An 18,301-nucleotide genomic window follows, 5' to 3' on the forward strand; every position below is an offset into this window, starting at 1 on the left:
AATACCTTGTCACATGTAAAAAAAGCGTATCTTACCAGATACGCTTTTTCACTTGAAGTAACTAGCGGTAAAGTTACTCAATTCAACTGTTAGGCTGATTAAGTAACTTTACTTTCGCCATAACTAATCTGTTTAAACTATTGATTAGTTTACTGCGTCTTTAAGCGCTTTACCGGCTTTGAAAGCTGGAATGTTTGCAGCAGCGATTTGAATAGTTTCACCAGTTTGTGGGTTACGGCCAGCTCGTGCAGCACGTTCACGTACTGAGAAAGTACCAAAACCAACAAGTGCAACTGAGTCGCCATCTTTAAGCGCGCCAGATACAGATTCGATGAATGAATCAAGTGCACGACCTGCAGCCGCTTTAGAAATGTCAGCATCAGCTGCGATTTGATCGATTAATTGAGATTTATTCACAATATCATCCTCTTTCATTGTTATTATCAAGAGCGATGGTTTTTTAAACTAACATCACTTTTTTGAAAATTTTAGAGCAAACTTGTAATGCTCACATGATTATATTTTTCTTGAGCCTAGGCCACATAAGGCCTAGGCTTGAAAACCAGTGCTTAACTTATCATACCGTTTAGATTTGAAAAGCCCTAAAAAGCACTTTTTTTACGTTTTTTACTGCTTTTTCTCTGTTTCGACTGAAAAACTCTCAACAGGATGTACCAAAGCAAGTTTTAACACCTCATCAATCCATGTAACTGGGTGAATATCAAGACCTGCCAGTACGTTATCTGGGATCTCTTTTAAGTCACGTTCGTTAATTTTTGGAATAATAACGGTTTTTATTCCACCACGGTGCGCAGCTAGTAACTTCTCTTTTAAGCCACCAATAGGCAGAACTTCACCACGAAGCGTTATTTCGCCAGTCATAGCAACATCAGCTTTAACTGGATTACCTGTTAAACTCGACACCAGACCAGTCACCATGGCTGCACCAGCACTTGGGCCATCTTTTGGTGTTGCACCTTCAGGAACGTGAACATGAATGTCACGCTTTTCATAAAAATCACTGTTAATGCGAAAAGTATCAGCACGATTACGCACAACGGTCATTGCTGCTTGAATCGACTCTTGCATTACATCGCCAAGTGAACCGGTGTAAGTCAATTTACCTTTTCCTGGCACGGCTGCACATTCGATTGTCAGTAAATCACCACCAACCTCAGTCCATGCAAGACCTGTAACTTGACCAATTCGATCACCATCTTCTGCTTTACCATAGTCAAAACGTTGAACGCCTAAGTACTCTTCTAAATTATCTTGATTAATAGTCACCGTTTTAGTATCTTTTTCAATCAGAATATTTTTAACAGCTTTGCGGCACAACTTAGAAATTTCTCGCTCTAGATTACGGACACCCGCTTCACGTGTGTAATAGCGAATAATGCCGATAATTGCACTATCGTCTATTTCAATCTCGTTGTCTTTTAAGCCATTACGCTTTACTTGCTTAGTGATCAGGTGCTCTTTTGCAATATTAAGCTTTTCGTCTTCTGTATATCCTGACAAACGAATAACTTCCATACGGTCTAAAAGAGGACCAGGGATGTTAAAACTATTCGAAGTAGCGACAAACATAACATCCGATAAATCAAAATCTACTTCAAGATAATGATCAGCAAAATGGCTGTTTTGCTCAGGATCCAGTACTTCTAACAATGCTGAAGCTGGGTCGCCGCGCATATCTGAAGACATTTTGTCGATTTCATCTAACAAAAATAGTGGGTTTTTAACCCCTACTTTTGTCATGTTTTGAATTAGCTTACCAGGCATAGAACCAATATACGTTCGACGATGGCCTCGGATTTCGGCTTCATCACGAACACCGCCTAACGCCATACGAATATACTTACGGCCAGTAGAACGAGCAATAGACTGACCAAGTGATGTTTTACCGACACCTGGAGGTCCTACAAGGCACAAAATTGGCCCTTTAAGCTTGTTAGTACGCTGTTGTACCGCTAGGTACTCTAAAATACGTTCTTTTACTTTATCAAGACCATGGTGTTCGCTGTCTAATATTTTTTGTGCACCAGCCAAATCTTTTTTAACTTTTGAACGTTTTTTCCATGGCACGTTAATTAATGTGTCGATGTAAGAACGTACAACCGTTGCCTCAGCGGACATTGGCGACATCATCTTAAGTTTATTAAGTTCTGTCGTGGCTTTTTCTTGTGCTTCTGATGACATACCCGATTCTTCAATACGCTTTTTGAGCGCTTCAAACTCATCAGGAACATCATCAAGTTCACCAAGCTCTTTTTGAATGGCTTTCATCTGCTCGTTGAGGTAATACTCGCGCTGAGATTTTTCCATCTGCTTTTTAACGCGGGTACGAATTTTCTTCTCAACCTGCAATAAGTCGATTTCACCTTCCATCAGGGCCATTAGGTATTCTAAGCGCTCTGTCACGCTTGAAATTTCTAGCACTTTTTGTTTTTCAGGCACTTTTAACGGCATATGCGCAGCCATTGTGTCTGCAAGTCGCGCTGGTTCATCAATACCTGATACCGAAGTGAGCACTTCTGGTGGAATTTTTTTATTGAGCTTTACATAGCCTTCAAATTGGCTAATTGCGCTTCGAATAAATACATCTTGCTCTTGTTCATCAATTAAATCTGATTCAATAAATTGAGCATCGGCAACAAAAAACTCGTCGTTATCAACGAAGTCTTTGATTTCAGCGCGCTGTGTGCCTTCTACCAATACTTTTACTGTTCCGTCAGGGAGTTTTAATAATTGAAGTACAGTTGCAATAGTACCAATGCGATAAATATCATCTTGCTCTGGTTCGTCTACAGTTGCATCTTTTTGTGCAACCAAGAAAATTTGTTTGTCTTTATCCATTGCCGCTTCAAGGCATTTTATTGATTTTTCACGGCCTACAAAAAGCGGGATCACCATGTGTGGGTACACCACAACATCGCGCAGTGCTAGCACTGGGATTTCGACTTGGTCGGTTCTCTCAAGCGTCATTATATTTCTCTTCGCACTTCATTTATTTAAAAGATTACTCAAGTATATGGGGATAACCACATTAAAGTTCAACAATTTTCCCCGACTCGTTTAAATTAATTATAAAAAAAGGAGCCCTAGGCTCCTTTTTAATGCAAATAGCTTAAAAACTATTCAGATGCTGCTTTATCTTGATTATTATTTTCATATATCAAGATTGGATCAGACTCACCTTTAATTACCGTTTCGTCAATAACTACTTTGCTGACATCATCCATAGATGGAAGTTCGTACATGGTATCTAGTAAAATACCTTCTACGATAGAGCGAAGACCACGTGCACCGGTTTTACGAACCATCGCTTTGTGAGCGATAGCAGATAAAGCATCATCACGGAACTCAAGCTCTACATCTTCCATACCAAACAACACTGAGAACTGTTTAGTAATCGCGTTTTTAGGCTCACTTAGAATCTGTACGAGTGCAGCTTCATCTAGCTCTGTGAGTGTAGCAACTACAGGTAAACGGCCAATAAATTCAGGTATTAAACCGTATTTCACTAAGTCTTCAGGCTCTACGTCTTTAAACGTCTCGCTTAAAGAACGCGTTTCTGCAGACTCTTTAACACTAACGCCAAAACCAATGCCAGTATTTTTATGGCTACGTTGCTCAATTACTTTATCAAGCCCTGAAAACGCACCACCACAAATAAACAAGATCTTAGACGTATCTACTTGTAAAAATTCTTGCTGTGGGTGTTTGCGTCCACCTTGAGGAGGCACAGAAGCAATCGTACCCTCAATCAGCTTAAGTAATGCTTGTTGCACACCTTCACCCGACACATCGCGCGTGATTGATGGGTTATCTGATTTGCGAGAAATTTTGTCTATTTCATCAATGTATACAATGCCACGCTGTGCTTTTTCCACATCGTAGTCGCATTTTTGCAATAGTTTTTGGATGATATTTTCTACATCCTCGCCCACGTAACCGGCTTCGGTAAGTGTCGTTGCATCAGCCATTGTAAACGGTACGTCAAGTAAACGAGCCAGCGTCTCTGCTAGTAATGTTTTACCACTACCAGTCGGACCTATTAGCAAAATATTACTTTTGCTAAGCTCAATATCTTGCTTGGTTGATTGATTACGAAGACGTTTGTAATGGTTGTAAACAGCAACAGACAATACTTTTTTCGCATGGTCTTGGCCGATAACGTAGTCGTCTAGGTGTTTTCGAATTTCTTTTGGAACAGGTAGTTTATCAGACGAGTCATGCTTAGGAGCAATATCTTTGATCTCTTCCCTGATAATATCGTTACACAACTCTACACATTCATCACAAACGTATACTGAAGGGCCTGCAATTAATTTGCGTACTTCGTGCTGGCTCTTGCCACAAAAAGAGCAGTATAACAATTTATTACTTTTGTCGCCGTCTGTAGGAGTGTCAGACATTCAGCTACCTCATCTTATTACGTTGGCCACCAAAATTTATGGTGGCTATTTCAATACGCTTAACTATAACAAAATTTATTGTTTTTCGCATAGTAACTAAAAGTGATTAACAGGTCCCCTGCTCACCAAGCGCTTACTTTTTATCGCGATTTGCAAATACTGAGTCAACTAAGCCGTACTCTACAGCTTCTGAAGCGCTCATGAAGTTGTCACGATCAGTATCTTTTGAAATCACATCTAACGGCTGACCCGTGTGTTCTGCCATTAAGCGATTTAGCTTATCTTTAATAGATAGTATTTCTTTGGCGTGTATTTCAAAGTCAGACGCCTGACCTTGGAAACCACCTAAAGGTTGGTGGATCATTACACGTGAGTTAGGTAAGCAAAAACGTTTACCTTTAGCACCAGCGGTAAGCAAAAATGCCCCCATGCTCGCTGCTTGTCCTACACAAATAGTACTCACATCAGGTTTGATAAAGTTCATTGTGTCGTAAATTGCCATACCAGCAGTTACTGAGCCACCCGGTGAATTTATGTATAAGAAAATATCTTTATCAGGGTTCTCTGATTCTAAAAATAGCATTTGCGCTAAAATTAGGTTTGCCATGTTGTCTTCAACTTGGCCTGTTAAAAAAATAATACGCTCTTTTAAAAGTCGCGAATAAATATCATACGAGCGCTCACCTTTTGGTGTTTGCTCAACAACCATAGGGACCAATGCATTTAGGGGATCTGTAATACCAGTATTCATACTTATTTAATTCCTTATGCGCTTATACTTATCCTTATTATAAGGAAGCATAGTTATCGTTTTTCGCAAATTAAGAGCCAAAAACTAAAAATGGCCCGGGCACGCTGTTTAAACAGTGTAACACGAGCCATTTAATCGTTAGCGAGAGCTTAAGTCAATGACTTATTAAGCACCTTGCTGCGGATTCATGATGTCATCAAATGCTTTTTCAACGTCTGAAACATTTGCTTTAGCTAAAATAGCTTCAACAGCTTGCTCTTCCATTGCAACATTACGCATTTGTTGCATAAGTTGATCATTTGCTTTGTAGTATTCTACTACTTCAGTTGGATCTTCGTATGCAGAAGCCACTGTTGCAATTAATGCTTCAACTTTAGCATCATCAACTTTAATGTCGTTAGCTTTGATTACTTCGCCTAATAAAAGACCAGTTTTAACGCGTGTTACAGCTTGCTCATGGAACAATTCAGCTGGAAGCTCAGGCATGTTTTTAGCGTCGCCGCCAAAACGTTGAGCTGCTTGCTGACGTAATGCGTCAACTTCTTGATCAACAAGTGCTTTTGGCACTTCAATTTCGTTGTTTTCTAAAAGACCTTTTATTGCTTGGTCTTTAACGTTAGCTTTAACCGCTTGGTCAAGTTCACGCGTCATGTTCTTTTTAACTTCTTCTTTAAGCGCGTCTACGCCGCCTTCGGTAACACCGAATTTAGTTGCAAACTCTTCGCTTAATTCAGGAAGCTCTTGCGCTTCTACTTTTTTCACTGTGATAGTGAATTGAGCTGCTTTACCTTTAAGGTTTTCAGCATGGTAATCTTCAGGGAATGTTACATCTGCAACAACTTCTTCGCCTGCTTTTTTACCAACGATGTTATCTTCAAAACCTGGGATCATACGACCTTGACCAAGCTCTAATGGGAAGTCATCAGCTTTACCGCCTTCAAATACTTCACCGTCGATAGTACCTACGAAATCAACTGTTACACGGTCACTTTCGCCGGCAGCTGTATCAACTTCAGCCCATTCTGCGTGTTGCTTACGAAGAGTTTCTAGCATGTTTGCTAAGTCTTCGTCAGTTACTGTTACCGCTGGTTTTTCAACAGCAATTTTGTCTAAACCTTGAACTTCAACTTCAGGGTAAACTTCAAATGTAGCTGAGAATTCTAAGTCTTTACCTGCTTCAAGTGATTTAGGAGCGAATGAAGGCGCGCCAGCAGGGTTAATTTTTTCAGCAACGATTGCTTCAATGTAGTTACGTTGCATTACTTCGCCAGCAACTTCTTGACGAACTGCAGCGCCAAAACGCTTGTTAATTACAGATACAGGTACCTTACCAGCACGGAAACCATCTATACGCTGTGTTTTTGACAGTTGTTGTAGGCGTTTTTTTACTTCGGTCTCAACGTTCTCTGCAGGAACGGTGATAGTTATACGGCGCTCAAGGCCTTGGGTCGTCTCAACAGAAACTTGCATGATTTACCTCAATATTCAATTTTGGCGACTGTTCGCCTTCCTTACAAACAAAGTGATCTGCATGAGTCTTGATAAAGTTTAAGCGATTTTTCACACTTAAAAGCATCCGTCGCTACCATGAGATACCATTGCTGCTTTGCCCTTAGGGCACTATGTTAAACAATAGACGCGGCATTATAACCTAATATTTATGATAGTCGAGTATGGGGGGCAATTATTTGGGATAGATTGGGTACTACAGCACCTAACCGAGTAAAAAACAGGCTAACCGTTGTTTTCAGAGGTTTAAGTGAGTTTTATTTATAGCAATAGAAAAATAGATTTAAAAAAATACAGAGGAGTTGTAAATAAGAAAATGGTCGGCGATGCAGGATTTGAACCTGCGACCCCTTGGACCCAAACCAAGTGCGCTACCAAACTGCGCTAATCGCCGACATTGAAGGCTAAGCTTCTTTTTTCATACTGAACAATTAAACAGAGCGTTTAAAACCACTTTGAGAAAGTGGTCGGCGATGCAGGATTTGAACCTGCGACCCCTTGGACCCAAACCAAGTGCGCTACCAAACTGCGCTAATCGCCGATATTCTTGTAAATGGGGTGACTGATGGGGCTCGAACCCACGACAACCGGAATCACAATCCGGGGCTCTACCAACTGAGCTACAATCACCGCTATATTTACATGTTTTCAAATGGCGCACCCAGAAGGATTCGAACCTTCGACCGACGCCTTAGAAGGGCGTTGCTCTATCCAGCTGAGCTATGGGCGCATCGAAAACTTCATAGTTTACCAATAAGCTATTCGATTATAATTAAATTATAAAAAAATGGTCGGCGATGCAGGATTTGAACCTGCGACCCCTTGGACCCAAACCAAGTGCGCTACCAAACTGCGCTAATCGCCGTTACTTACTATTCTCTACGAGTGACCTCGTTGACAACGGGGTGCATAATAGTGATTTGACGGGGTTAGGTCAAACGTTTTTTTAAGAAAACAAATCAAGTGGTCATTTTTAGCCCACAATGGCTAAATATTATAATAGAAGACTGAAATTTAAACTATTTAATTACTCTAGTACTATATAGATGAAAAGCAACTTGGCGCTGCAATGCTTTTCTGCGAAAATGGCTTGGTAATATTAAATGAAAAATAAAGTTGTTATTTTCTTTATAAGCATATGCCCCTTTTTATTATGCGTTCATTTGTAAAGTATCGGTATCTAGTTAATTAACCCCAATTAAAGGTCAACCATGACGGCAAACATCATTGATGGTAAAGCAATCGCAAAACAAGTACGAAGTACAGTTGCACAACGCGTAAGCGAACGCGTTTCTAAAGGATTACGCGCCCCCGGACTTGCAGTAGTCCTTGTAGGACTTGATCCAGCAAGCCAAGTTTATGTTGGTTCAAAGCGTAAAGCCTGTGAAGAAGTTGGTTTTATTTCAAAATCATTTGATTTACCTGCAGACACAAAAGAAGATGCTCTTTTAAGTTTAATTGATGAGCTAAATAATGATGCAGAAGTAGATGGCATTTTGGTGCAGTTACCTTTACCTGATGGACTCGATGCAGAGAAAATTTTAGAACGCATTACACCACACAAAGACGTTGATGGCTTTCACCCTTACAATATAGGTCGTTTAGCACAGCGTATGCCTGCGCTTCGTCCTTGTACGCCAAAAGGGATTATAACTTTACTCGATTCTACCGGTGTCCGTTATAAAGGCATGCATGCGGTTGTGGTTGGCGCATCAAATATTGTGGGCCGCCCCATGTCGTTAGAGCTATTACTGGCTGGTTGTACGACTACTGTGTGCCATAAGTTTACACAAGATTTAGAAACTCATGTGCGACGCGCAGACCTGTTGGTTGTAGCCGTGGGCAAACCTGAATTTATCCCTGGAGATTGGGTAAAAGAAGGCGCCATTGTTATAGATGTAGGTATAAACCGTTTAGATACAGGTAAACTAGTGGGCGACGTTGAATACAGCATTGCAGAGCAGAAAGCTCACTTTATTACTCCTGTTCCTGGCGGGGTTGGCCCAATGACCGTGGCCAGCTTAATTGAAAATACATTAGAAGCATGCGAAAAATATCATAGCTGAATATAATTCAAATAAAAAAGGGTTGCCATTCGGCAACCCTTTTTTATTACAAGCGAGTAATTTTAAGCCTTACGCCACGTTGTTTTACCGGCTGAATCTTCAAGTATTACACCTAATGCATTAAGCGCATCACGTGCTTCATCAGCAGCAGCCCAGTCTTTACTCGCACGTGCTTCATTACGTTTTACTATTAAGGCTTCAATCGTTGCAACTTCATTATCATCTTGCCCGCCTTGTAAAAAAGCCTCAGGCGCTTGTTGTGCAACGCCTAATACTTCGCCAATAGTACGTAATATAAACGCAAGTTGACCCGCCTGTATTGCATCGCTTTCTTTTACGCGGTTTAGCTCTTTTGCCAGCTCAAATAAAACAGGTAAAGCCTCTGGAGTATTAAAATCATCATCCATTGCTTTTCTAAATTTAATCACGAACTCGTTACTCTCAAGCTCACACTCGATGGGTTTAACGTCACGTAAAGCAGTATAAATACGCTCTAGCGATGAACGTGCTTGGTCTAAGTTTTCTTGCGAGTAATTAAGTTGGCTGCGGTAATGGCCTGATATTAAAAAGTAACGAACCGACTCAGGGTCGTACTCTTTTAGCACATCGCGAACAGTAAAAAAATTATCTAACGATTTAGACATTTTTTCTTTATTTACTTGTACCATGCCAGTGTGGATCCACGTATTTACATACTCACCATTATTGGCACAGCATGACTGCGCAATTTCATTTTCATGGTGCGGAAACTGTAAATCAGACCCCCCACCATGAATATCAAAATGTTCACCTAAGTGCTTTGAGCTCATAGCTGAACATTCAATATGCCAACCTGGGCGCCCTTCTCCCCATGGAGATGACCATGAAGGCTCACCAGCTTTGGCTTTTTTCCATAAAACGAAGTCCAGTGGGTCGTCTTTATCTTGTGCCACTTCAACACGTGCCCCTGACTGAAGCATGGTTAAATCTTGCTGAGAGAGCGCACCGTATTGCTCAAACGTTGAAACATCAAATAACACGTCACCATCAGCTGCTACATACGCATGCCCTTTAGCTATTAAACGCTCAACCATTTCAATAATTTCACCCATGTGCCCTGTCACTGTTGGTTCTACATCCGGGCGTAACATGTTTAGGCTATCAAAATCTTCATGCATGGCTTTGGTCATGCGCAGTGTTAAATCGTTTATTGACTCTTTATTTTCATTTGCACGTTTAATAATTTTGTCGTCAACGTCGGTAATATTACGTACATATTTTAAATTGTAACCAATATGGCGAAGGTAGCGAACAATGACGTCAAAGCCAACAAATGTACGCGCATGACCGATATGACAGTAATCGTAAATGGTGATACCACACACATACATGTCGATTTTACCATCGACCATAGGTTTAAATTGTTCTTTTTGTCGCGTGAGTGTGTTGTATATTTGTACCATTTAGTTGGTGTCCTTCACTATTATCAAGAAAATGTATGTTACCACTTGAAAAGCATGGGCTCTAGCGCTTTGTTAATCTTAGCTAACTAAGATAAAATAGTGCGACTATTTAAACCAGATATAGGAAAGCACATGGTTGTTCTACACACAAACTTTGGTGACATCACCATTAAAATGTTTGAGCAAGAAGCTCCAAACACAGTAAAAAACTTTTTAGAGTATGCAAACGCAGGTTTTTACAACGGTACAATTTTTCACCGTGTAATTGATGGCTTTATGGTTCAAGGTGGTGGCTTTGTTTCAGGTATGGAGCAAAAAGACGTTAACGACCCTATTCAAAACGAAGCTAACAACGGCCTGTCTAATAAAGTAGGTACTTTAGCTATGGCACGCACACCAGATCCACACTCTGCTACAGCACAGTTTTTTATTAATGTTAACAACAACGATTTTTTAAACCACAGCAGCGAAACATCTCAAGGCTGGGGTTACTGTGTGTTTGCTGAAGTAGTTGAAGGCATGGACATTGTAGAAAAAATTAAAGGTGTAGCTACTGGTAGCAATGGTTTTCACCAAGATGTTCCTCTTGAAGACGTGATCATCGAAAGCGTTACTGTTAACTAATAGTTCGCTTACCCACATAACGTGGAGTATCAGCGGGTGTCATTGCAACATGCATGCGCCCGCTTTATTTTTATCGAAAAGATATCCCTATGACTAAAAAAACGTATTTTATCGCTGATTTACATTTAACTGAAAACAGACCTGATATTAGCGCTGCTTTTTTTAAGTTTTTAGAATCTAACATTTTGAATCAAGACGTTGATGCGCTTTACATCTTAGGTGACTTTTTTGAAGTATGGGTAGGTGATGACTACGTCACTGAACTTGCGCGCAGTGTAGCTACAAAGCTTAAAGCAATAAGTGATTCAGGTATTCCCGTCTATTTTATTCATGGTAATCGCGACTTTATCCTGCGAAAACACTATGCAAATTTAGCAGGTATGACACTGTTAGATGAGCAAACTGTTATAGACCTTTACGGCACACCCACTGTTATTTTACATGGGGATGAAATGTGTACCCAGGATATTGAGTATCAAAAATTTCGTAAAAAAAGCCGCGGTTGGTGGTGGCCAAAATTAATGCTTGCCATGCCATTATGGTACCGAAAAAAAATAGCTCGCAATGCCCGTGAAAAAAGTAAGCTTAGCCAAGCAGATAAACCGATAGAAATTTTAGACGTTGTTGATGATGCTGTCCTTTCGACATTTAAGAGGCACAAAGTTGTTAACATGATCCATGGTCATACGCACCGACCAAATATTCATACATACTCACTAAATGGACAAACGCTTACACGCATTGTTTTAGGTGACTGGTACGAACAAGGCTCCTACTTAATTGTAACACCTCAAGAACAAAGGCTAATAAACACACCATTTAAATGAGCTATATAAAGCCATTTTTAGAGCCTCAATCCATAAGTGTAGTCCCTTTAAGGCCCTATATAGCATTTAAGTAATACGTTAAAAGTTAAATGTGGGTACTCACTTAATTTTTAGGCAACGTAATTGTAAATCGAGTTTTAAATTTATCCTCCCATTGAGGATCAGACTCTAAAACCAATTGCCCTTTTAAAATTTTGGTAACCCATTGAGAAACCATATAAAGCCCAAGCCCTATGTTCCCTTTACCGCGCGCTGATGTATGAAAGGGCTCAAAAATAACAGATTGCTGCTGCTGATTGATCCCGCATCCGCTATCTGATACGCTAATATTTATATCTCCCTTATCACTTTCCTCAACCTTAATTTCAATCTCACCAGATTGATTTTCTTCAAAAGCGTGGTTAAGCGCATTCATTATTAGGTTTTCAATAACCTGTGAAATAATCCCAGGGCGACTTTTAAGCGTGCAGCTATCATTAAACAGGGTTTTAATTTTAACCTTTGAGGTTTTTAATCGAGAGTTCAGCGTAATCAACAACTCTTTTATTATTGTTTCAATATTACATTCAATAAACTCTTCATTATTTCTATCTATAGCCATTTTTTTAAAGCTTTTTACAAGCACAGCAGCTTTATCTAGATTTACTCTGGCTAAGCCTAAATTATCATCTAAGCTTGATACGCTGTTCTCTAGCAAAGACTTTGTTAAGCCAGTTTTTATACCTTCATTGAGGCGGCTCATCACCGACTCTGCATTAGTAACAGAAATAATAGCACCGCCTATAGGCGTATTCATCTCATGAGCTACACCCGCAACAAGCATACCTAATGAAGATAGTTTTTGCGCTTCAACAAAGCTGTCCTGCAAAAGTTGCTGCTGCCTAATGGTGTTTGAAAGTTGATTATTAACAGAGTCCAGCTCCACCTTTTCAGTGCGTAACTGGTCAAATAAATCTTTTAGCGTTTTTGTATAACAATACTCTCTATATAAAATAAAGCCACCAATAAACAAAAGAATAATACCGCTAGTACCAGCATAACCTAGTGCCGTAAAGTGTATTTTATTCATCAACTTATCTTTACTTTTGATGTAAATATAAATGACTTCATTAAGGGTTTCATTATGCCTTTTTGAAAAAAGTGCGGGCAGCTTGTCTAACGAATAAATGTTTGAATCAAAATATCTTACTGTATTTTCTTGTTGGTTTTGCATAGACTCCCAGAGTGATGGGTTATAATTAGCAATTGTTAGCTCTGGCAATCCAAGCATAAACCCCCACTCTTTAGACTTATCATTGTTAAAAATCCAATACCCATCTTTGTTTACAATATTAATTTGAGCGTTTTCAGAAGAGTAATTTCTAATTTTCTGAAAAAAGTCAGATAAGTTAAAATTAATTATAATGAGGCCATCAACTATAAATTCGCTTGAGCTAGTTCGATAAGTAACTCTAATGGTGGGTTCGTATGGCTCAACTATTGAACCATACTCCATGTTTAAATCAATTCTTGATAAAAACGAATCAGGTGCCTCTATCGATATACCTTGCCTAAAGTAATAGCGCGACATTTTGTTTTGGAGCTCTTTTTGCTTAACAACTTTTGCCTCACCGTTTTTAAAGTCAACTCTAAAACGTTCGTTCCCGGTAATATCAATCCACCGAATTTGCGAAATGATAGGCGATAATAACCCAAAATTAACGAAGTAATCATTTATGCTTCGTATGGATTCTCGGTCTCTAAACATATACCTGAGCTTATTGCCCCTTTTTAGGTTTTTGTTGTCTGCTAAAACTTGTGTTAGTTTTTTTATACTACTTAGCTCTTTTACAAACTCTGTCTGCACTAGAGATAGTTTGTCGTCTTGATAATCTTGAACAAGCGCAAGCCTTGATTGGTAAATTTGCCAATATACTAAAAAACTAATAACGCCAGCAGCAACCAAAATAAACAATGCTTTAATATATAGCTGTTTATTATTTAAACTAACAGAAAGTCTATGATCAAACTTTTCCATATTGCTTTAACCATGTTGTTAAATCGTCAAAAAACAGTGGTTTTGAAAAGTAATAACCTTGGGCCACATCACAGCCTATTTTTTTAACCCATTCACACTGCTCTAGTGTTTCTACACCCTCAACAATAATAGAAAAATTAAATCGTCTGGCTAAGTTTACAATCATTTCTAGGATGTATTGGTTATTAGCATTGCGCTCAATATCAGTTAAAAAACATCTGTCTATTTTTAAAATATTTGCAGGTATCTCAGTTATGTGTGAAATAGATGAATAACCTGTTCCAAAGTCATCAATGCTTACTTTAATACCCAGCGCCATAAATTCATCTAACGACTCTCTAATTAAGTCGTAATTACTGATCGCTTGGGTCTCAGTAATCTCTAGCTCAAGCATTTCTGGAGGTATATTGGCATCTTTTAACTTATGAAGGATTTTTTTGCAGTAGTCAGAGTCAACCAAATCAAAAGCCGACGCATTAAAAGCAATAGGCAAATTTACGCCCATATCACTTAACTTATGAATAGTCGAAATTATCTTATCGAAAATAACGCTGTCTAATTCACTAATTAAACCTGCTGTTTCAGCAAGTTCAATAAATATCTCTGGGCTTACAAAACTACCGTCTTCTAACTGCCAGCGAGCCAAAGCTTCAAAACCGACAGGTGTTAAAGTTGCTAACTCCATTTTCGGTTGTAAGGCTATTTGTAAAGTACCAGCACCAATTACTCTTCTTAATCGGGCCATTAAACTATATCGGTTAGTTAATGCTTCTGTTTTTTCTTGGGTATGCTTTATATATTTTAAAGATGCGGTTTGGCTATCACTTAAGCTAGATTCAGCAATGCTTATTATTTTTTCGGGTACAATATTTAAGACAGAACTTAGCTCTAAATCAAGAATTCTCAAATCAGCATATTGTTTTACCGAGGTAATTATACATTTTTGCCTTTTTAGGCTAGCTATCATTTCGTCAGTTATATCAAAGTTTGCGTTTATAAGTAATCCAAAGCTGCTGTTATTAATAATGGCAATACGCGCTGAATAACCATCAAAAATAGTCATTAAATTTTTATAAACTTCTTTTAATAGCTTTTGACAAAAATCGTGGCCAAACGAAAAAGCTTTTTCTTCAAATTGCTCAACTTCAAAAACTAATAAACGTGTTTGGTACTGCTCGTGCAGGTTCATATTTTTTATTTCACGAGTGAGCCAGTTACGATTGTGCATGTTTAACGACACATCGGTATATGCAAGTTCAGTAAGCTTGTTAAGCAGTGCTATATTACTGAAGCCTGCGCTTACATTTTCACTAAATACTTTTAATAAGTATTCATTTTGTTCAGATATTTTATTGTCCGATTGAACAATCGTTATATAGCTTTCCCCAGCTATTTCTTTATTACAAAAATAAAATACCGTGTGGTGCTCAGAAAAAATGTGCCTTTTTTCGTCCAAGGCTCGCTCAAAATCACTGTAAATTTGTGGAAGCAAAACCCTATCGTCAATAAGCTTTCCCTCATACCCATCAAAACAACCATTAGCTGTCGAAATATGCGCTCTAATAATTTCGCCATCACTTTGAGTAGAGCACATAATCCCTCCTCCCTCAGTGACATTTAAAATATTACTGATTTCTTCTAAAACAGCTTTAGAGAAAGATCCCATATCGTGTTTACTGTTTATGCTTCTTGAAGCATCTAAAACAAGTTGAAGACCTTTTCTGGCTGAAGATATTTGTGAAATGTATTTCCAGGTGCGTAAGTTGCTTGTAACAATAGATTGTAATTTTTCAGCAGAGACGTCTGATTTATTCCAATATTCGTCTATATCAAGCGTTTTCATTATTTGCTGTTCGGGAGCAAAGCCTGGTTGACCTGTAAGTAAAACAATACGCATGTCTGCGTTACCAATCACCTCTCTTATAGTACTTACAAGCCTGAGACCTGAGTCATCATCTTCCATTACAACATCTATAAAAGTGAGCGCTATATCTGGATGTAAACTGAGCACTAAAGCTGCTTGTGAAACCGAGTTAGCTGTGAGAACTTCTATTTCACAATTATCCTCTGGTCTCATTTCTTTTAAGCTATTGGTTAGAGCAAGCTGATAATTTATATCGTCCTCAACAGTGAGCACTTTTATTTTTTTTATTGTTGAGCTGTCTTCTTCACGCTCCTCATCAAATACAAACAAACTGTTGCTATCGGACATCCTACGCCGCCTATATAAAAAATATACAACTAAATTTAATAGATATAGTTCATAAATTTGTATGTAACTATTTACTTTATATATAGTATAAGGCCATTTAAGTTTGGTCTAATTTTTAGTGCTTTATCTCATCAGTTACGCAAAAAATAAAGCACGTGGGGGATTATGTTGGAGTGCCACTATGAAATTTGAAGTCTTCATCTGCTGATACAATAAGTTCAGCTTCAATTTCACCAAATTCCTTAACCCTTTGCGTAATATCGAAATCGGCAATTTCTTGCGCCAAGGCTAGATAATCTTGATAATGACGTGCCTCTGAGCGCAGTAGCGAAATATAAAAATCACCTAGACGTTTATCTACATGGGGCGCCAACTTTGCAAAACGCTCACACGAGCGTGCCTCAATGTAAGCACCTACAATTAATTTGTCGACAAGTGCATTTGGCTCGAATGTTTTTACATTTCGTAACATCCCTTTAGCGTAACGACATGGTGTAATACTTTGGTACTCTACACCATACTCATCCATTATTTCTAAAACTTGGTAAAAGTGATGTAACTCTTCTTTTATGAGCAACACCATTTTATCAATTAAGTCTTGCCCGTAAGGAGAGTTAGACTTGGGAATGATTGATTTAGTAAGCTTGTTTTTTGCTGCTAAATCACGCCAGTTACCTTCACGTTTATAAATAAGTGTTTCGAATGGTTTAAGCCAAGCTAAAAGTGCATCACCGCTTTCTTTATCTACTGCATACTTACGAATTAAAAACATTGCTGACTGAGCGGCTTTTAACTCACAAAATGTATATATGAGCACATATTATTAACTATCTGTTTTTAATGAAAAATAAATAATATTAAAAATAATTCAGAGCAGTTGGAAGCTAAAGGCAATGACTCGAATACATATCCATGTTTGAAAATAAATTTATTTTTTCAGGTCCCATTTTCTTCGAATCCGCTAAGATTCTTTCTATCGAAATGGACTTTCGATTTAAATCTTTCAAATATGGAGTATTTATGAGTTTAATTAAAAAACTGAAAAACCTGTTTGCAAAAACAGATATTGCAACCGAAGCAACTGAGACTTCTAATCCAGATAAGTCAAAGAAAGTTGATTACAGCAATGGACAGAAGAATTCAGTCATAGCAAAAAAAGCTACCCCCCTCTCTGCGAGTCAGGCACTTAATGACACTAATGATATAGAAGAAAGGATTTTTGAAATTCTGCCTGAATATCGAAATGTGTCATTATCTAACCCGCCAGGGCTAGCTGGAGCAATTTGTAAAGACTTAGACAATTGGGAGCACCGCCCAATACGAGAGCTACGTCCTATGGTCGCATTAAATGTACTATCACTATTATGTGGTTCTAGGCTTAATGGCGACGGCAAGCAAATGAGTTTATTCCTAATTGGAATTGCTTCTTCATCAGCTGGTAAAGGTGAACAGATTGACTACACAAAACTGTTGCTGTCTAAACTTGGCCTTGGTGAATTTATTTACTCTGCACCACGCTCAGATAAGTCTATTTACCTTGATTTATTTGAAAGTGGAAAAGTGCTTTACATGGTTGACGAAGTTCAAAGCCTATTCTCTGGGATGTTAAGTAAAAAATCATCTGAGTTTACGCAATCAATGCTGACATTATTAATGGAGTTAAACACAACAAGCTCAGCTACGTTACCAGGTAACTTGAAGAGGGAATTAGGAGCAGAAAACAGCACAATGCTGAAGCCATTTCTAGGATTCTCTGGTTACTCCACTCCATCTGAATTAGCTTTCATTTTAAATGAAAGAAATATTCATTCAGGATTACTTGGAAGGTTTACATTTTTCCCACCTGGCGAGGTTGAGCGACATGCGAAAAATCACTCAATTAGCAAAGAAATAGGTGAAGATGTTATCACTAGATGCCAAAAAATGCTAAGTGAAACAAATCAAGTTGTCATGTCAGAGGCCGCATCAAATGCTTTAAGACTTCTTGATGATCTTTTTGATGAGAATGAATACTTAAATCATCCTCGACTTGGAGCAATATATGCGCGAGGTGGGGAACATATTAAACGTACATCATTCGTTTTAGGAGCCGAGACAGGCATTGTAGAAGTTCATGATATCTTATTTGCACTTAGACTTTTTTTGAACAGTATTAATGCTTGTAAAGTTCCCAAAAACAAAATGCATAGAAGCGAAAGTATAACAGACGAAGCATTATCTGTTGCTTCAAAGGAGTGTGCTGATGACTGGATAATGAAAAGTGTGTTAGCAAATAAGATGACTAAGAATCGCGCTATATTTCGAAAAATGCACCAAGAAGAGCCTGGCTCTCACTATAAGGTGATCCAATCCTTAATTGAACAAAATTTACTTCTACAAAATGGCAAAAAGGTAAAACTTGCTAATTAGATGGGTGCTCACTAAGTGCGGTA

General features: G+C 38.6%; 13 protein-coding genes and 5 tRNA genes. 4 read left to right on the forward strand and 14 right to left on the reverse strand.

All coding sequences use genetic code 11. The annotated features are described in order from the left end of the window. Positions 1–144 precede the first annotated feature (144 nt). The 10 genes from MTP24_RS11010 to MTP24_RS11055 form a co-directional block, all read right to left on the reverse strand. Positions 145–435 carry an HU family DNA-binding protein gene (locus MTP24_RS11010; protein ID WP_157849304.1) on the reverse strand — a complete coding sequence of 97 codons (291 nt, stop codon included), beginning with the start codon at positions 433–435 and terminating at the stop codon, positions 145–147. 192 nt (positions 436–627) lie between these two features. Beyond that, entirely contained in the window at positions 628–2,988 is a 2,361-nt protein-coding gene (gene lon, locus MTP24_RS11015) for an endopeptidase La (RefSeq protein WP_008126626.1), read from the reverse strand. Positions 2,989–3,137: 149 nt separating this feature from the next. Continuing rightward, positions 3,138–4,421, reverse strand: a complete 1,284-nt coding sequence (clpX, locus tag MTP24_RS11020; RefSeq protein ID WP_006794855.1) for an ATP-dependent protease ATP-binding subunit ClpX — start codon at positions 4,419–4,421, stop codon at positions 3,138–3,140. 133 nt (positions 4,422–4,554) lie between these two features. Further along, positions 4,555–5,172 (reverse strand): ATP-dependent Clp endopeptidase proteolytic subunit ClpP, encoded by a 618-nt coding sequence (gene clpP / locus MTP24_RS11025; RefSeq protein ID WP_008126622.1) that lies wholly within the window; start codon positions 5,170–5,172, stop codon positions 4,555–4,557. Positions 5,173–5,337: 165 nt separating this feature from the next. After that, entirely contained in the window at positions 5,338–6,642 is a 1,305-nt protein-coding gene (gene tig / locus MTP24_RS11030; protein ID WP_008126620.1) for a trigger factor, read from the reverse strand. A gap of 356 nt (positions 6,643–6,998) precedes the next feature. Then, positions 6,999–7,075, reverse strand: a tRNA-Pro gene (locus tag MTP24_RS11035). Positions 7,076–7,145: 70 nt separating this feature from the next. Further along, a tRNA-Pro gene (locus MTP24_RS11040) sits at positions 7,146–7,222 on the reverse strand. A 13-nt stretch (positions 7,223–7,235) separates the two neighbouring features. After that, positions 7,236–7,311: transfer RNA gene (locus MTP24_RS11045), tRNA-His, on the reverse strand. Between the two features lie 23 nt (positions 7,312–7,334). Further along, positions 7,335–7,411, reverse strand: a tRNA-Arg gene (locus MTP24_RS11050). Between the two features lie 58 nt (positions 7,412–7,469). Beyond that, positions 7,470–7,546: transfer RNA gene (locus tag MTP24_RS11055), tRNA-Pro, on the reverse strand. A gap of 346 nt (positions 7,547–7,892) precedes the next feature. On the opposite strand from MTP24_RS11055, the gene folD reads away from it, so the two are divergent. Continuing rightward, positions 7,893–8,747, forward strand: a complete 855-nt coding sequence (folD, locus tag MTP24_RS11060) for a bifunctional methylenetetrahydrofolate dehydrogenase/methenyltetrahydrofolate cyclohydrolase FolD (protein ID WP_008127813.1) — start codon at positions 7,893–7,895, stop codon at positions 8,745–8,747. Positions 8,748–8,809: 62 nt separating this feature from the next. On the opposite strand, the gene cysS is transcribed toward folD, so the two are convergent. Beyond that, positions 8,810–10,189, reverse strand: coding sequence for a cysteine--tRNA ligase (cysS, locus tag MTP24_RS11065; RefSeq protein ID WP_008128618.1), 1,380 nt, complete (start codon positions 10,187–10,189; stop codon positions 8,810–8,812). Positions 10,190–10,321: 132 nt separating this feature from the next. Between cysS and MTP24_RS11070 the strand changes: the two genes are divergently transcribed. Further along, positions 10,322–10,813: a peptidylprolyl isomerase gene (locus MTP24_RS11070; RefSeq protein WP_008128620.1), complete on the forward strand. Its 492-nt coding sequence runs from the start codon at positions 10,322–10,324 to the stop codon at positions 10,811–10,813. Positions 10,814–10,902: 89 nt separating this feature from the next. Next, positions 10,903–11,640 carry a UDP-2,3-diacylglucosamine diphosphatase gene (locus MTP24_RS11075; RefSeq protein ID WP_243531197.1) on the forward strand — a complete coding sequence of 246 codons (738 nt, stop codon included), beginning with the start codon at positions 10,903–10,905 and terminating at the stop codon, positions 11,638–11,640. Between the two features lie 103 nt (positions 11,641–11,743). Here the strand turns inward: MTP24_RS11075 and MTP24_RS11080 are convergent, their stop codons facing one another. The 3 genes from MTP24_RS11080 to miaE all read right to left on the reverse strand — a co-directional run bounded on the left by MTP24_RS11080 (position 11,744) and on the right by miaE (position 16,686). Beyond that, on the reverse strand, positions 11,744–13,657 hold the full coding sequence (locus tag MTP24_RS11080; protein WP_243531198.1) for a HAMP domain-containing sensor histidine kinase: 1,914 nt from the start codon (positions 13,655–13,657) through the stop codon (positions 11,744–11,746). Continuing rightward, positions 13,644–15,869, reverse strand: coding sequence for an EAL domain-containing protein (locus MTP24_RS11085; protein ID WP_243531200.1), 2,226 nt, complete (start codon positions 15,867–15,869; stop codon positions 13,644–13,646). The genes MTP24_RS11080 and MTP24_RS11085 overlap by 14 nt, the downstream gene beginning before the upstream one ends. Before the next feature lie 163 nt (positions 15,870–16,032). Beyond that, positions 16,033–16,686 carry a tRNA isopentenyl-2-thiomethyl-A-37 hydroxylase MiaE gene (gene miaE / locus MTP24_RS11090; RefSeq protein WP_279388983.1) on the reverse strand — a complete coding sequence of 218 codons (654 nt, stop codon included), beginning with the start codon at positions 16,684–16,686 and terminating at the stop codon, positions 16,033–16,035. Positions 16,687–16,889: 203 nt separating this feature from the next. Between miaE and MTP24_RS11095 the strand changes: the two genes are divergently transcribed. Further along, positions 16,890–18,278: a hypothetical protein gene (locus tag MTP24_RS11095; protein ID WP_243531202.1), complete on the forward strand. Its 1,389-nt coding sequence runs from the start codon at positions 16,890–16,892 to the stop codon at positions 18,276–18,278. The last annotated feature ends 23 nt before the right edge of the window (positions 18,279–18,301 follow it).

It is taken from the genome of Pseudoalteromonas sp. APM04, from assembly GCF_022809815.1.
Classification (GTDB): Bacteria; Pseudomonadota; Gammaproteobacteria; order Enterobacterales; family Alteromonadaceae; genus Pseudoalteromonas; species Pseudoalteromonas marina.

Coding starts and splice junctions, on each gene's coding strand:
- clpP (WP_008126622.1), bottom strand. CDS start 5,172: ATGAATACTGGTATTACAGATCCCCTAAATGCATTGGTCCCTATGGTT.
- clpX (WP_006794855.1), bottom strand. CDS start 4,421: ATGTCTGACACTCCTACAGACGGCGACAAAAGTAATAAATTGTTATAC.
- MTP24_RS11085 (WP_243531200.1), bottom strand. CDS start 15,869: ATGTCCGATAGCAACAGTTTGTTTGTATTTGATGAGGAGCGTGAAGAA.
- MTP24_RS11095 (WP_243531202.1), top strand. CDS start 16,890: ATGAGTTTAATTAAAAAACTGAAAAACCTGTTTGCAAAAACAGATATT.
- cysS (WP_008128618.1), bottom strand. CDS start 10,189: ATGGTACAAATATACAACACACTCACGCGACAAAAAGAACAATTTAAA.
- lon (WP_008126626.1), bottom strand. CDS start 2,988: ATGACGCTTGAGAGAACCGACCAAGTCGAAATCCCAGTGCTAGCACTG.
- folD (WP_008127813.1), top strand. CDS start 7,893: ATGACGGCAAACATCATTGATGGTAAAGCAATCGCAAAACAAGTACGA.
- MTP24_RS11080 (WP_243531198.1), bottom strand. CDS start 13,657: ATGGAAAAGTTTGATCATAGACTTTCTGTTAGTTTAAATAATAAACAG.
- MTP24_RS11070 (WP_008128620.1), top strand. CDS start 10,322: ATGGTTGTTCTACACACAAACTTTGGTGACATCACCATTAAAATGTTT.
- MTP24_RS11010 (WP_157849304.1), bottom strand. CDS start 435: ATGAAAGAGGATGATATTGTGAATAAATCTCAATTAATCGATCAAATC.
- tig (WP_008126620.1), bottom strand. CDS start 6,642: ATGCAAGTTTCTGTTGAGACGACCCAAGGCCTTGAGCGCCGTATAACT.
- MTP24_RS11075 (WP_243531197.1), top strand. CDS start 10,903: ATGACTAAAAAAACGTATTTTATCGCTGATTTACATTTAACTGAAAAC.